Genomic DNA, 15397 nt, shown 5'->3' on the forward strand with positions numbered 1-15397 from the left:
AGATATTAAGATACTAACTTTTTCAATAAGTAAAATATATAACTGACAAGTTAACTATATTTTTAGGAGGAGTCTGATTTGAAAGAAATAAAAAATTACATAGATAAAACTATAAGGTCAGGTAATAAGCCAAATCTAAAGATGTTTATTTATTTGATAAGTCTGACTGAGACTTTTGAAGAAGTATTAGATATTGCTGAATATTTACAGTCATTGGGTTTTACATTAGGAAAAAAAAAATATAACTGGATGTTGGCATTAGTAGAATCATACGATGATGCTAAAACAATAATCTCAGCCATGAAGAAAAAGAGGGTGAATATAGATATAGAAAACTACTTGAATTTTGTGAATACTGCTGAAAATAGTTTTCAGGTTAGACAAATTATTAATGATATGGAAATAAACAATATAGAAACCGTTCCGGCAATATACGCTAGATTACTATGGGTACAAGACTCATATGATAATGCAAGAAAGATTTTAGATGAAGTAAAACAAAGTGGATTAGAGCCCTTCATTATGTATTATATCTTATTAAGTACCGCACAGTGTGAAAATGAAGTGAGAGAAGTAATTGATGATCTGAAAATGATAGGAAGAGAATTTGATATTGAAGATTATTATAGATTTGCATATAAAAACAGACGAGACATTGTAAAGTTAACGAGAGAGAGTTTAAGGAGAAATTATAAACCAAGTAATTATGAAGATTTATATGAATATAAAAAACAGGACAAGTTATCAAAAAAAAGACAACAAATAATAAATGTTACAAGACGTGATTATGTTATCGTAAATTATTTAAAAGAGATATATAATAATTCGTGTCAAGTGTGTGGAATTAAACTTAGTCTAGGAAATGATATCTATTACTCAGAAGTGCATCATATTAAACCACTGTCATGTAATGGCCCTGATATTCTTGAAAATATGTTAGTTCTTTGCCCGAATCATCATAAGCTATTTGATAGAGGGGCAATAACTATTAATATAGAGAATAAAAAGGTTATTCATATTGATGCTAAAAACAACATAAATACATTAAGCTTGACTTTGAAACATAAGGTTGATAAAAGTTATGTTAATTATCATAATTATAATATACTAATAAAAGTGTGAATCATATAAAAATCAAAGGGAAAACCAACTATCTGTCTTATACATATAATAATACATAAAATGGAGGGATATTATGGGGGTAAAAAACAGATTAGAAGAGATAAGGTTACAAAAGGGATATAAGTTCCAGAAAGATTTTGCTGAGTTTTTGGAGTTAAGTCAATACCAATATAACCGATATGAAAGAAATGAAAGGCAACCTTCCTTAGAAATTTTATTAAAGATATCAGATAAATTAAATATGGATATAAAAGATATTGTATACCTAGATTAATCTAGGTATTTTTTTATTATTTTTTTTAGGACAGGCAATAAATAAACCACTTAGGCATATATATAAACTATACGTTAGGGTATTCGTTATATTATACGTTACTCTATTCGTACAGAACGTATGAAAATATAGCTATATAACTTATGTTAAGGTTGTACATTTGAATTATATAAGAGGGAGGATGTATATGAAGAAGGAGAAGGGTGGATTATTTGAAATAGGAATGAGTTCAGTGGTTATACATTAAATGGATTACAATTATTAGATCTAGTAAAAGGGGTACATTTATTAATTGCTGGTGAGACTGGATCAGGGAAGTCTACATTACTAAGAAGTATAATCACCAACCTAATACTAAATGGAAAGTACAATAGATATGAATTACATCTAATCGATTTAAAAAATGGAGCTGAATTTAATGTATTTAGGAAGAGTAAATATGTAAAATCTTTCTCTAGGACTATAGAGGATGCTGAAAAGATACTAAATAAATTAATTATAGAAGTTGATGATCGTTATGATAAGTTCTTTAAAAATGATTGTGTAGATATCCAGGAATATAATAAGAAATACAGATCTAAAATGAAATATAAGATTATAATTATTGATGAATTTGCAGATTTACAAAATGAAAAAGATAGTATACAGATATTAGAGACTCTTGCAGCTAAGGCTAGAGCATGTGGAATACATTTAATTATTTCCACTCAAAGACCAGATGCTAAAGTTCTAAATGGAAGAATAAAAGCTAATGTACCTTCAGTTATTGGATTAAAAACTATGAATGAAATAAACAGTAGAATAATAATAGATCATTCGGGACTGGAAGAATTAAAAGGTATGGGCCATGGGATATATAAATTTGATAAGGAGATAGAATTCCAAAGTATGAATATCTCCTCAGGAACTGCTAGAGATTTAATTAAGCATACATATATTAATAAAAAGGAAGAAAATAAACCTAAAAATACTGGGGAATTGCCTAAAGATTTCACTATAGGTGATTTCAATGGTAACTGATAGAGATAGAAAAGTTATAGAATTTATTGAAAAATTTAATGTAGCCACAACAAATATAGTAGCTGAATTATTTTACCCCTCTCTAAGAGTAGCTCAAAATAGATTAAAGAGGTTAACAGAAGATAAGGTTCTTAAAAGAGATAGAGATCACTTTACTAATCAATATCTCTATTATTTAAAGAAACCTAAACAACTGAATCACTGTCTATTATTAGTTGAGTTTTATCAAAAGGTTAGTAAATATGTAGATATAGAATATTATGATAAGGAAGTTACTATAGAAAATTTAAGAGCAGATGGATTGATGATCTATAGGTATAGGAGTAAAAAATATATAGCATTTATAGAAGTACAAATATCTAATATTCCAGTAGATATAGATAAGTATAGGAAATTATATCTATCTGAGAAATATAAAAAGTACTTCCCTGTATTTCCTAAATTAATAGTGATAAGTAATAAAAAGATGCCTGATAATCAGGATTTTAAAATAATAAAAATATCAGAGGATCTTAATAATATCCAGGATATAATTCCTTCATAGTCTCTATTGATAACCTATATGTACATATTCCTCTGTACCTATGTCAGTGAGGATACCCTTAGCTTGAACCATTGTCAGTAGTTTCTACTTATTATCCTAGATTCATTTAGTAATGATATGTAGAATAATTAGAAAAAAGTGAAAAAGTCAATTTAATTATTATAAAAGGGTATATTATAGATTAAGAAGATTGATAGTATTAATTAAATACAATTTTGAAAAAAGGAGTAGATAGAATGTTGAATTTTAATTATTCAATCCCTACAAAAGTATTTTTTGGGAAAAATAAAATAGAATTGTTAGCAGATAATATTAAACAGTATGGTAATAAGGTCTTATTAGTTTATGGTGGAGGTAGTATAAAAAAAAGTGGATTATATGAGGAAGTTATAGAGAGTTTGAATAAAAATAAAATAGAATCGTGGGAATTATCAGGTGTAAAGCCTAATCCAAGGATATCAAGTGTAAGAAAAGGAATTGAAATATGTCGTGAGAATAAAATAGATTTAGTTTTGGCTGTAGGTGGTGGAAGTGTAATTGATTGTTCGAAGATTATAGCAGCAGGATATTATTATGATAATGACCCATGGGATATTGTGGTTGATCCAAGGAAAATAGGTAAAGCTCTTCCAATTGCAACAATACTTACATTAGCCGCTACTGGTTCTGAGATGGATGCAGGGGCAGTAATTACAAATCCTGAAACTAGTGAAAAATTAGGCACTGGTCACCCAAATATAGCTCCTAAGTTTTCTATATTAGATCCTACCTATACATTTACTGTTCCTAAAGAACAAACAGCAGCAGGAACAGTAGATATAATGAGTCATGTGTTCGAAGTATATTTTAGTAATACAAAGGAAGCTTATCTACAAAATAGAATGGCAGAGGCAGTTCTTAAAACTTGTATAAATTATGGTAAAAGAGCCATGGATGAACCTAATGATTATGAAGCAAGAGCTAATTTGATGTGGGCTGGAAGTCTTGCTATAAATGGTCTTTTAGGTTATGGTAAGGAAACTGAGTGGAGTGCCCATGAGATAGAACATGAGCTAAGTGCTTATTATGATATTACCCATGGAGTTGGACTGGCGATTTTATTCCCTTATTGGATGGAATATGCTTTAAACGATGATACGGTAGATAAATTTGTAGAGTATGGAGTGAATGTATGGGATATAGATTCAGATAATGATAAATATGAAATTGCTAAAAGTTCTATTAATAAAACAAGAGAATATTTCAATTCTCTGGGTATGCCTTCTAGATTAGAAGAAGTTGGAATTGGAGAAGAAAAGTTAGAACAGATGGCTAAAGGAGCTACTTCAAGAGGAACCCTTGGAAGATTTAAACCTTTAGAAGCAGAAGATGTGCTAAGTATATATAAATCAGCACTTTAATTTTATAATATATTCACTGAAGCTAGGAAATGATCCTAGCTTTTTTAAAAATTAACTTTTAATGAGATATGATATATAATATAAATATAATAGATTAATTTTTATATATTAAAATAAAGGAGATACTCCAAATGAAAAAATGGATAATTTATCTTATACTCATACTATTATATATTTTAATAACATTTTTCGGATTAGGACCTGTACTTTTAGCTGATGGATCAATGAATGAAAGAATTATTACTTTATTAATAGTTATTGGTCTGTATGCAGTAGTAACAGTTGTATTTCGTAAGATAATAGATAAATAAGATATTAATACTTGATATAATAGTACTATAGATTATATTTAAGGAGGTATATTAAGTGGAAAATAACTTGAAGGTAAAGGTTGATGTATTTATTGAGACTTTTGCCACATTGAAAAAACACTATAAATGGTCAGTTGGGGATTTATCACTACGCTTTATAGCTTTAGTATATGTTATTAGTAATAAATCATTTAAGAAAGATGAATTTGATGATATGGTAAAGTATATTAAGAAAAATTCTGGATTATTTTCTTACTATAGAGGACATAACATGTACTCTATAGCTTCATTATTAATCACTAAATTTGATGAGCCTAAAGAGGCTTTTATTAAACTGAAAGAATATGATGAGAAAATGAAAGAAAGAGGGTTTAAGAAATCTTCTTACCTATCTATTGCATCCTATGCTCTATTACTTACTAGTGAGGGTGATTATATAGATGAGAGAATTGAAAGATCAATGGAATTATATAAAGGAATGAAAAAAAATCACTTTTGGCTAACTGGTACTGATGATTATCCTATTGCAATATTATTGTCAGAGAAGAAAGAGAATAATGATGCACTTATATCTGAAATAGAGCATAATTATGATACTTTACATAGAGAAGGATTTAGTAGAAGCAATGGTTTGCAATTTCTATCTCATTTATTAACTTTTGCGCCTACTAAATCTGTACAAATGAAAGCTCAGAAAACAAGAAGTATTTATGACCGACTAAAACAAGATAAATTTCATGTATCATCTACCTACTATGGTATATTAGGATTTTTATCTATATTAGGAGAGCATAGTGAAGAAGCAGTTGAGGAAGTTGTAGAAGTTGTTAGATATCTAAAATCTAATAAAAACTTTAAATGGACTTATAAAGACATGAATGTATTAGCAGCCACTGCTATTGTTTCAAATAAATATATTGAGAAGCTAAGTCAAAGTAATGAATTGCTTCAAACAGGAATTGGAATTTCTATTGAAACAATGATAGCAGCGCAAACAGCTGCTCTTATTGCAGCAACTTCAGCTGCCGCATCGGCTAATGCTGCTACAGCATCTGCAGGAAGTTAATTAGATAACTAAATAAGTTAATTATACAATAGACCTCTTTTTAAGAGGTCTATTATATATGCTTGATAAAAGAAGGGATTCATAAAAATAAATAGAATAATATATTAGTTATAAGGGGGAAGAAAGGATATGGAGTATAGAGAACTTAAAAGAGAAGAACTTACTTTACTAAGAGAGATTGAAAGATCAGAAGTGGTTAAAGAGGTTTATTATTGTAAAAATAATAGACTTAGTCTCGTAGATGAATTTTATGATATTCAAGGATGGGACTTAGATGAACTTAATAGTTTCATTAGTAGATTATATGATATCTATGATAGAAATGGAACAGTTCTAGGAGCATTTGATAATGATAAAATTGTAGGATTAGTAGCTTTAGATAGTAAGGCTATTGGTAAGAATAATGACCAACTTAAGCTTGATATGCTCTATGTAAGTAGTACTTATAGAAATAAAGGGATAGGTAAATGCCTCATGAATAAAATATCTAGAAAAGCAAAAGACTTAGGAGCAAAAAGCTTGTATATTTCTGCAACACCCTTTAGAAATACAGTGGATTTCTACTCTAGAGTAGGAGCAAAGTTAACAGATGAAATTATTAAAGAATTATATGACTTGGAACCAGAGGATATTCATATGGTATTAGACTTAAATTAATTCTATGATATTAACTATATTATAAAAATAGGGGGCAAATATATGTCAGATATTATCTATAGAAACTTAGAGTTAACCGAGTGTGAGAAGATTAATGAAATGAATCCATATCAGTATATTGGAAAGGCATGGAGAGAGGTAGATGGGAAAAGACAATTAGTGGAAATTGATTATCATGAAACTGATTGGCCTAATGGATACGAAGAACATTTTACTAATTTAAAGGACACTATAATAAATGGTGGAATTGCAATTGGCGCGTTTGAAAATGATAAATTAATAGGGTTTGTAACAGTAAAATCTGAGATCTTTGGAGAAAAGTATAAACATGTTTTATTAGATCAACTTTTTATTACACTGGAGTATAGAGGAAAAGGAATAGGTAAAGAATTATTCTTTAAATCAGCAAATAGAGTAAAAGAATGGAATGTAGACAAACTATATATTTGTGCTGGTTCAGCTGAAGAAACAATTGCATTTTACTTTGCAATAGGATGTCAAGAAGCTGAAGAGGTTAATAGAGAATTCTATGAAAGCGATCCAAGGGATTTTCAATTAGAGTTTGAACTATAATTCAATTAGGAATTATTTTAACCTTGGAGTGCTTTATAGACTGAAATTTAACATAATACAATAATTTTGTAGGGTGTAGTCTGTGCAGGGATACTTCTAGTGGTAGGTCCATACACAACTACTAGGTTTCTATTTCTAGGAATGGTAATAAAAGGCTGGCCATTTTCCAATAGAACAGGAGTTAAGGGTGATAAATTTAATTTTAGAGTTCCATCGCTACTAATTAATTGGGTATCAAAATAGTCTACCTTCACATTTTGATACTCAGAAACTTTTGTCATAACAATTGCTCGTAATTGAGGTGGAAAAATAAGAGGAGTAGGTGCCAATGCATCGTAAAATCCAGTCACAAAATCTCCTTCTTTTATCATTACTCCATCTACAAAGTAAGTATCCGGTGTAACTACAAAATTTACTATTCCTTCATCTCTATTTTCTACAGAAACTAATTTTGTACATCCAATTCTATCTGTACTACCTCTCCATAAATGATCAATATTGGTAATTATCCCAGAGAAAGATTTAAATAATGCCATAGTTTATACCTCCATATATATTTATTTATCTACTATAAAGTATGCATCTCTATATAATTAGGTAACTTAAGAAAAAAAATTAATAAATACTTGACAAGTGTCATAATTTTTATTATGATTAGATTGTAATCATTACAAACTTAAAATCATTACATATTACAATTATAAAATATTAAAGGAGATGAAGGAGAACTTATCCAGTTAATTATGAAAAATAACGTAAGTGAATATTTAAAAGAACATGGAATAAAGCCTTCATTGCAAAGAATTAAAATATATGAATATTTAGTAGAGAATAAAAATCACCCTACAGTAGAGAAAATATATAATGATTTAATTGATGAAATACCTACACTATCTAAAACAACAGTATATAATACATTTAATTTGTTTATGGAAAAAAACATTCTTACTATGATAACAATAGAGGAGAATGAAACAAGATATGATGCAGATACTACTTTTCATGGCCATTTTAAATGCAACAAATGTGGAGAAGTATATGACTTTCAGGTTGAGAAGGTACAATTAAAAGAAGATATTTTAGAAGGATTTGAAATTAATCAAAGACATTTATACTTTAAAGGTAAGTGTAAAAGATGCCTTAAAAGTATTTAAATAATATAATAATAAAGGGGAGAAGTATTAATATGGCAAGTTTAAAAGGAACTAAGACAGAACAAAATTTACTTAAAGCATTTGCTGGGGAATCTCAAGCAAGAAATCGTTACACAATGTTTGCAAAGCAAGCAAAGAAAGAGGGATATGAGCAAATAGCAGATTTCTTTTTACAAACAGCAGAAAATGAATATCAACATGCAAAAATATTCTTTAGCTTCTTAGAAGGTGGAGATGTTGAAATAACAGCTACATATCCAGCAGGAAAAGTAGGAACGACTGCTGAAAACTTAAAAGCTGCAGCTGATGGAGAAAATGAAGAATTTGTTTCTATATATCCTGAGTTTGCAAAAATAGCAGAAGAAGAAGGATTTAAGAAAGTAGCATTTGCATTTAAAACAATAGCAGAAATAGAAAAAGATCATGAAGAGCGTTACTTGCAATTACTCGATAATGTTAAAAATGAGTTAGTATTTAAGAAAGAAAATGAGCAAAGCTGGTATTGCCGTAAATGCGGTCATGTGCATACCGGTGAAAAAGCTCCTGGAGTATGTCCAGTGTGTAAACATCCAGAAGCGTACTTCGAAATTAAACAGTCAAACTATTAATGATAATTATTTAAAAATCCACTCTCTAGTACTAGAGAGTGGATTTTTAAATATATTTATTAGAATAGATATTTAATGTATCAAACTTGGGTAAGTTATAAGTAATGGCATATTAAATTATGAAAGGAGATATATTATGAAAATGATATATGAAGTAGAGACAAAAAAGTTATTTAGTGAAGCAGTAGAAAGCTTAAAAGAAAGTTTAAGTAATAATAACTTTGGAGTGCTTTGGGAATTAAACTTTAAAGATAAGTTAGAGGAAAAAGGACTTGAGTTTGATAATAACTTTAAAATATTTGAGGTATGTAATCCAAAGCAGGCTAAGGAAGTACTTGAAAGACATTTAGAAGTTGGATACTTTTTACCTTGTAAAATAGTTATTTATGAAAAAGATGATTCTGTAAAAATAGGTATGTTAAAACCATCAGAGTTAATTGATATTATGGATGATCAAGAATTATCTAAGATAGGAGCAGAAGTAGAAAAAGAGTTGAAGACTGCCATAGATAGGGCTGCAAATTAAAATATACAAAAAGACAAGGCATTCTATTATAGAATGCCTTGTCTTTTTGTATATAAGAAATATTTATTTATATAAGTATATTTGATATGCATATAAATTTACTGTTAGTTAGACTATAATATATAATATGAATGAATTATATATTGAGGAGGCAATTATGAAATCTTTTATACGTAATACACTTGTAGTAGCTATTGTTGCATTCTTATTTCAGCTTGTATGGGAATATGTTCAATGCGGCTACTTTTATACTATGGGTGAAGTGACTGGTCATACTAGATTGATGATGAGTGCTACCATTGGTGATATGAATATGAGCATAATATTATATTGGATATTATCCTATATCAATAATGATATTAATTGGATTATAGGTAAGTGGAAGAAGCATGATTATGCTATAACAACATTATATGCATTGTTTTTAAGTTTCTATTTTGAGATTCACGCTTTACATACTAACAGATGGGGATATAATCCTGATACGATGCCTTTATTTCCAAATACGCCTGTCGCCTTAATACCAGTGATCCAACTTGTTATACTTTTTCCTGTGATTTTCTTTGTAAGTAAATTAATAATTAAGAGATTTAAGCTAAAAAGATAGTTAGTCGAGATTATTCGATTAGCTATCTTTTTAAATTTAACTAAGCTATAATTCAATTATATGTTTAACCCTAGTTACTTTACTGGTTTGTTCATTTAGGGAGTACATGTGATTTTTATTTAATTTATGTATATCATCAATGCACTACTTATAAAAGTTATATGGAATAGTATGATAAACTCAATTGAAAAATATGTACAAAGGGCTCCAAACTTGATTTGTTTATATCAAAGGAACTAAGGGTAAAAATCCTATATAGAAGTATTTACATAAAGTAAGAATAAAAAACAAAAGATATGATTAGATATTTTATAATTATTATAAACTTTTATATTAAGGAGTGTGATTGAATGAATAGTGAAAATGATCATCATGATCATCACAAAATGATGATTGAAGACTTTAAGAAAAGATTTTATATTTCATTGATTGTTACAATACCAATACTTATACTTTCACCTATGATTCAAGAGTGGGTAAATATAAGCGTAGATTTTACTGGTAGTAAATATATATTATTTGCTTTAGCTACCTTTATTTATTTTTATGGAGGATGGCCATTTTTAACAGGATTTATAGATGAGATCAAGATAAAGAAACCCGGGATGATGACCTTGATAGCTATGGCAATATCTGTAGCCTATCTATATAGTAGTGCAACGGTCTTTGGGTTGGAAGGTAATGACTTCTTTTGGGAGTTAGCCACCCTTGTTGACATAATGTTACTTGGACACTGGATCGAAATGAAATCTGTATTAAGTGCATCCAAAGCCCTTGATAAATTAGCGGAATTAATGCCAGATGAAGCCCATCTATTTAAAGACGGTGATGTGGTAGATGTGGATGTAAAGGAATTAAATTCAGGAGATAAAATATTAATAAAACCGGGAGAAAAAATTCCCGCTGATGGAACTATTGTAAAAGGGAGTAGTTATATAAATGAATCCATGTTAACAGGAGAGTCTAAACCTGTAGAGAAGAATAAGGGTGATGAGTTAATAGGTGGTTCAGTTAATGGTGAAGGTTCTCTAGAGGTAAAGGTAGAAAATTTAGGAGAAGATTCTTATCTATCTAAGGTAATTAATATGGTAAAACAAGCTCAAGAATCTAAATCAAAAACTCAGAACCTTGCAGATAGAGCAGCCTTTTGGCTTACTATAATTGCTTTAACACTAGGTTTTGCTACCCTTATTGTTTGGCTATTTTTAGGAAGAAGTTTTACTTTTGCGATTGCTAGAATGGCAACTGTAATGGTAATTACTTGTCCTCATGCATTAGGTCTAGCAACTCCCCTAGTAGTTGCCACTTCTACAGCTTTGTCGGCTAAAAATGGACTGCTTATAAGAAATAGAACAGCGTTTGAGAATTCAAGAAAAATTGATACTATCGTATTTGATAAAACAGGAACATTAACTCTAGGAGAGTTTGGTGTAAATTTTATAGAAATATTTAATGAAAATTATGATGAACAGAGAGTTATTCAATTAGCGTCAGCCTTAGAAAATAACTCAGAACACCCCATTGCTACTGGAATTATAAGAAAAGCTAAGGAAATGGATATAGAACCTTTAGATATGAATGATTTTCAAGCTATGAAAGGTAAAGGTGTAAAGGGGAAAATAGAGAATAAGGATGTTATGGTAGTAAGTCCTGGATATCTCAAAAATAATGACATATCTCTTCCTTCTGATTTACCAGATCATGATATATCTACTAATGTATTTTTACTAGTAAATGATGAGTTAATCGCAGCTATAGGTCTTGCTGATAAAATTAGAGAAGAATCCTACGAAGCTATCGAATCCTTAAAAGAACAAGGAATAAAATGTTGGATGTTAACGGGAGATAATGAAAAAACAGCTGCTCAGGTATCAAAGGAGTTAAATTTAGATGGTTATTTTGCAGAGGTTCTACCGGATGAAAAACAAGATAAAATAAAAGAATTACAAGAAGATAAAAAGTATGTAGCCATGACCGGAGATGGAGTAAATGATGCACCTGCTTTAGCTCAAGCCGATGTAGGTATCGCTATAGGCTCTGGAACAGATGTAGCTGCTGAAACTGCCGACATAATTCTAGTCAATAGTAATCCTCAAGATGTAGTGTCTCTAATTAAATTTGGTAAAGCTACTTATAAGAAGATGATTCAGAACCTTATATGGGCTACTGGATACAATGTAATTGCCATCCCATTAGCAGCTGGAGTACTTTATAGTGTAGGTATAGTAATATCACCAGCAGTTGGAGCAATACTAATGTCCTTAAGTACAGTGATAGTAGCAATTAATGCCAAGCTTTTGAAAGTAAACTAATATAATACCCTCTGGAATTTATTCCAGAGGGTATTATATTAGAAACTATTCATCATAGAAGAGGTATTTTCATCATTTCCATGACAAGCTTCAGCACCACCCATGGAATTATGCATCTCAATCATTTGATCTTTATCCATAGTTTCCATCATACTTGCCATATGTTCATAGCCACTTTCTTTCATGATTTGAGTCATTTTCTCATAGTCTTCATCAGTTAAATTATTCATGAAATCATCTACTACTTCATAGTTTTTCTTTTCTAGAGCTTTGGCTACATCTTTATATCCATTTTTTCTCATAATTTTTAGCATATCTTTATAATTAGACTTTTGATCTTTAGATTGCAGATTTTCTTCGACTTTTTCATTGCTTATAATATTATTTGCTAATGTTTTTTCTTCATCTCCATATACAAAGCCGCTTAGAACTCCTATTGCTAATAAACCAACAATAAAGAATACGATACCTTTTTTCTTCATATTTATTACTCCTTTATATTTTATTTTTGTCCTTCTAACTCTTTATTTTCTCTATTACCATGGCAACCACCAGAATTTCCATTTCTCATCATTACTACCATCATTCCAATATGAAGTAAAGGACAAAGTAATAGGATAAAGGTTGCCCCTATAGACTCTGTAAATCCTAGCAATGGTAAAGAAATGGCTAATACAATTGGTATTAGACAACATAACATCATCATTTTTCCATGTTTTTTCTTATGTTTACCATCATTATTAGTTTGATTTTCTTCATGACAGGATGTACTTTGATTATCTTTCATTGATATTCCCCTTTCAATTTTTAAAATGATACTTCATCAATATCTGTTTTATTTACTTCTTTAAAATTCTCTATATTAATTGAGATTTTATTAGGGAGACATACTATTGTTTCATAGCGGTTATTAATCCACCCTGTTTCTGAACAAATTTTTTCAGGACAAAACAATTCATCCATTTCTAGCATTCTAATCTTTCCATCTTTTATCTGTAGATAACCTAACTCATTCTTAAATTTAAATTCAATAGTTTTGTCTGTGGTATCTTCTATTAATAGTTTTTTTATTACTTCTTTATCTATTTGAACAATAACATATTTTTTACTCGAAGTAGAATTTAAGTTATTAATAAACATATTGATAAAAAGAGCTAAAGTTAGAATAATAAAAATTATTAATATATCACCTTTTTTCATAGGTAGGTCCTACTTTCTAATAATAAACTCAGTATTATTTATTTCTTCTTACTTTTAGAATAAGAACCATTGCTTTGCTGATTTACTTCACAACAATCCATTCTTCCTGATCCGAAATTTTCTTTATTTGTATCAGCTAATTTTTCAAGAAATTTTTTAAACCATTTTTTCACTTCTAATCTCTCCTTTAATTCTATTTATATCTTTATATATTATTAATGCAATCTGTATGCCAAATATAGATTTAGTTAAACTAAATCTAAAAAAATAAAAGGAATGATACTTGTAACCTCATAGTAAAAGTAGCACAGTCAGTATTAGGATATAAAACTGTAAGTATGATGAAGTATTAAAAGATAGAGATATGTAGCATATGGTACTGTGGATGTAGCATATACTACAGTTAAGTTTATTCGATTTTTAATTATTAGGTAAATATAAGATTTTAAAACTTGGTATATATATTGCAAGTTTATATAATAACATTAATAGTCCCCCTTGGAATATATGGGTAAGCTAGCGAGAACTTATCGCTAGCTATTTTTTTATTATGATAAAATATAATTAAGAAATAATAAAGATATAATTTAAAATTTTTATTAAGGATGGATTAATATGAAACTTAACGAAGATAAAAGGGATATACTTTTTATAGGCATTAATATTTTAATTATTACATTTCTTCACTATTTTACTGTCTCAACCCATTGGGGTATACATGACTTTTATAGAAGGCTATATTATATTCCAATTATAGTTGCAGCTTTTAGATTTAGATTAAAAGGAGGCTTAATTACCTCAATTATTGTATCTAGTGTATATGCTCCTCATATATTTATATATTTTAATGATATAGATATAGCTATATTAAATCAGATTTTAGAAATTTTCATGTTTTTAATAGTTGGAGTAATAACAGGATATTTGGTTGAATCAGATTTTAAGAAAAAAGTTATGTTGGAGTTACAAATTAAGAAACTAATTGGGTTAGAGAATTATACAAGGAATATTTTAGACAGTATAACCAATGTGGTGATTGCAGTAGATAATGATTTGAATATCAAATCTGTCAACAAAGAAGGTAAGAATCTTTTCTATTCAGATAATAAGAACGAAAAATTAAATGAAATTTTTACTGATTATAAAGAGGTTAATGAAAAATTGAAGGACGTTATTAAGTATAATAAGAAGTATTTAAGTATTGAAACTCAATGTAAGTCTGAGTGGGGTGAAATTCTATATGTAAAGCTACTAGCATATCCTTTGCGTAATATTGCAGGTGATATTGAAGGTCTAGTTATTGTACTAGAGGATATATCTGAAATCAGAAAATTAGAAAACCAAATAAGAAGAGCAGAGAAACTCTCTGCAGTGGGAGAACTTGCCTCAGGAGTTGCCCATGAAATAAGAAATCCATTAGGAATAATAAAAACAATATCTCAAACTCTTTACAGTGAAGTTAAAGATGAAGATATGAAAGAAGGACTAGGCATTATTAGTCAAGAAATAGATAGAGCAAATTTAGTTATTCAAGGCTTATTAAACTTTGCAAAGCCTGGAATGAAGGAAGTCAAATTATTTAATATCAAAGAACTAATAAAAGAGGTTGTTTTGATTATTAGAAAATATGCTGAACAGCATAATGTAAGACTTAATCTTGAATCTCAAATAAATCCTCAAGTATTAATAGATAAAGATAATTTAAAACAATCTTTTATAAATATTATATTCAATGCAATACAAGCTATGCCTAAGGGTGGAAAACTAGATATTGAAGTCACCATTGATAAGGGTTGGGTAAAAACTACTTTTTATGATACAGGAGTAGGAATTCCAGAGAAAAAGTTAGAAAAAATATTTGAACCATTTTATACTACAAAGGATACTGGAACTGGATTAGGATTATCAATTACTCATAGAATAATAGAAGAACATAAGGGATATATAGAAGTGGAAAGTGAATTAAACAAAGGAACAATAGTTCATATTTATTTACCCCTTAAAGGTTAGAAGGGAGAGTTGT

The 15397-nt window shown here is 29.0% G+C and carries 19 protein-coding genes and 1 pseudogene; 15 read left to right on the forward strand and 5 right to left on the reverse strand.

What is annotated here, in order from left to right; all coding sequences use genetic code 11:
• The first annotated feature begins 78 nt into the window (after positions 1-78).
• The 9 genes and pseudogenes from GOQ27_RS07145 to GOQ27_RS07185 all read left to right on the forward strand — a co-directional run bounded on the left by GOQ27_RS07145 (position 79) and on the right by GOQ27_RS07185 (position 6967).
• Complete coding sequence (locus GOQ27_RS07145) at positions 79-1122, forward strand: HNH endonuclease (RefSeq protein WP_203366158.1); 1044 nt, start codon at positions 79-81, stop codon at positions 1120-1122.
• Positions 1123-1195: 73 nt separating this feature from the next.
• Positions 1196-1396 (forward strand): helix-turn-helix transcriptional regulator, encoded by a 201-nt coding sequence (locus GOQ27_RS07150; protein WP_203366159.1) that lies wholly within the window; start codon positions 1196-1198, stop codon positions 1394-1396.
• Between the two features lie 273 nt (positions 1397-1669).
• Positions 1670-2416, forward strand: a pseudogene (locus GOQ27_RS07155) (FtsK/SpoIIIE domain-containing protein); the annotation flags it as partial.
• Positions 2406-2960 (forward strand): replication-relaxation family protein, encoded by a 555-nt coding sequence (locus GOQ27_RS07160; protein WP_203366160.1) that lies wholly within the window; start codon positions 2406-2408, stop codon positions 2958-2960. The pseudogene GOQ27_RS07155 and the gene GOQ27_RS07160, both read left to right, overlap by 11 nt.
• A gap of 236 nt (positions 2961-3196) precedes the next feature.
• Entirely contained in the window at positions 3197-4360 is a 1164-nt protein-coding gene (locus GOQ27_RS07165; RefSeq protein ID WP_203366161.1) for an iron-containing alcohol dehydrogenase, read from the forward strand.
• 131 nt (positions 4361-4491) lie between these two features.
• Entirely contained in the window at positions 4492-4671 is a 180-nt protein-coding gene (locus tag GOQ27_RS07170; RefSeq protein ID WP_203366162.1) for a DUF6954 family protein, read from the forward strand.
• A 55-nt stretch (positions 4672-4726) separates the two neighbouring features.
• Complete coding sequence (locus GOQ27_RS07175; protein WP_203366163.1) at positions 4727-5737, forward strand: DUF4003 family protein; 1011 nt, start codon at positions 4727-4729, stop codon at positions 5735-5737.
• A gap of 129 nt (positions 5738-5866) precedes the next feature.
• A complete protein-coding gene (locus tag GOQ27_RS07180; protein WP_203366164.1) occupies positions 5867-6394 on the forward strand; it encodes a GNAT family N-acetyltransferase in 528 nt (175 codons plus the stop codon).
• A gap of 42 nt (positions 6395-6436) precedes the next feature.
• Positions 6437-6967, forward strand: a complete 531-nt coding sequence (locus GOQ27_RS07185; protein ID WP_203366165.1) for a GNAT family N-acetyltransferase — start codon at positions 6437-6439, stop codon at positions 6965-6967.
• 47 nt (positions 6968-7014) lie between these two features.
• On the opposite strand, the gene GOQ27_RS07190 is transcribed toward GOQ27_RS07185, so the two are convergent.
• Positions 7015-7503: a hypothetical protein gene (locus tag GOQ27_RS07190; protein ID WP_203366166.1), complete on the reverse strand. Its 489-nt coding sequence runs from the start codon at positions 7501-7503 to the stop codon at positions 7015-7017.
• Between the two features lie 207 nt (positions 7504-7710).
• Here GOQ27_RS07190 and GOQ27_RS07195 point away from each other — a divergent pair, with 207 nt between their 5' ends.
• The 5 genes from GOQ27_RS07195 (at position 7711) to GOQ27_RS07215 (ending at position 12174) form a co-directional block, all read left to right on the forward strand.
• Entirely contained in the window at positions 7711-8121 is a 411-nt protein-coding gene (locus tag GOQ27_RS07195; protein WP_203366167.1) for a Fur family transcriptional regulator, read from the forward strand.
• Between the two features lie 32 nt (positions 8122-8153).
• Positions 8154-8729, forward strand: coding sequence for a rubrerythrin (rbr, locus tag GOQ27_RS07200; RefSeq protein ID WP_203366168.1), 576 nt, complete (start codon positions 8154-8156; stop codon positions 8727-8729).
• A 136-nt stretch (positions 8730-8865) separates the two neighbouring features.
• Positions 8866-9255 (forward strand): DUF302 domain-containing protein, encoded by a 390-nt coding sequence (locus GOQ27_RS07205; protein ID WP_203366169.1) that lies wholly within the window; start codon positions 8866-8868, stop codon positions 9253-9255.
• A 157-nt stretch (positions 9256-9412) separates the two neighbouring features.
• Positions 9413-9862: a hypothetical protein gene (locus GOQ27_RS07210; protein WP_203366170.1), complete on the forward strand. Its 450-nt coding sequence runs from the start codon at positions 9413-9415 to the stop codon at positions 9860-9862.
• A gap of 350 nt (positions 9863-10212) precedes the next feature.
• Positions 10213-12174 (forward strand): copper-translocating P-type ATPase, encoded by a 1962-nt coding sequence (locus tag GOQ27_RS07215; protein ID WP_203366171.1) that lies wholly within the window; start codon positions 10213-10215, stop codon positions 12172-12174.
• Between the two features lie 38 nt (positions 12175-12212).
• On the opposite strand, the gene GOQ27_RS07220 is transcribed toward GOQ27_RS07215, so the two are convergent.
• Genes GOQ27_RS07220 through GOQ27_RS17095 form a run of 4 tightly spaced genes read right to left on the reverse strand, consistent with a single transcriptional unit; the run spans position 12213 to position 13547 of the window.
• Positions 12213-12656: a hypothetical protein gene (locus tag GOQ27_RS07220; RefSeq protein ID WP_203366172.1), complete on the reverse strand. Its 444-nt coding sequence runs from the start codon at positions 12654-12656 to the stop codon at positions 12213-12215.
• A 20-nt stretch (positions 12657-12676) separates the two neighbouring features.
• Entirely contained in the window at positions 12677-12961 is a 285-nt protein-coding gene (locus GOQ27_RS07225) for a DUF2933 domain-containing protein (RefSeq protein WP_203366173.1), read from the reverse strand.
• A gap of 20 nt (positions 12962-12981) precedes the next feature.
• A complete protein-coding gene (locus GOQ27_RS07230) occupies positions 12982-13374 on the reverse strand; it encodes a NusG domain II-containing protein (protein ID WP_203366174.1) in 393 nt (130 codons plus the stop codon).
• Positions 13375-13412: 38 nt separating this feature from the next.
• Positions 13413-13547: an LDCC motif putative metal-binding protein gene (locus tag GOQ27_RS17095; protein WP_252187771.1), complete on the reverse strand. Its 135-nt coding sequence runs from the start codon at positions 13545-13547 to the stop codon at positions 13413-13415.
• A gap of 442 nt (positions 13548-13989) precedes the next feature.
• Between GOQ27_RS17095 and GOQ27_RS07235 the strand changes: the two genes are divergently transcribed.
• Positions 13990-15384 carry an ATP-binding protein gene (locus GOQ27_RS07235; RefSeq protein ID WP_203366175.1) on the forward strand — a complete coding sequence of 465 codons (1395 nt, stop codon included), beginning with the start codon at positions 13990-13992 and terminating at the stop codon, positions 15382-15384.
• Positions 15385-15397 lie beyond the last annotated feature (13 nt).

This window comes from Anaeromonas frigoriresistens, from assembly GCF_016820655.1.
Lineage (GTDB): Bacteria > Bacillota > Clostridia > Tissierellales > SIT17 > Anaeromonas > Anaeromonas frigoriresistens.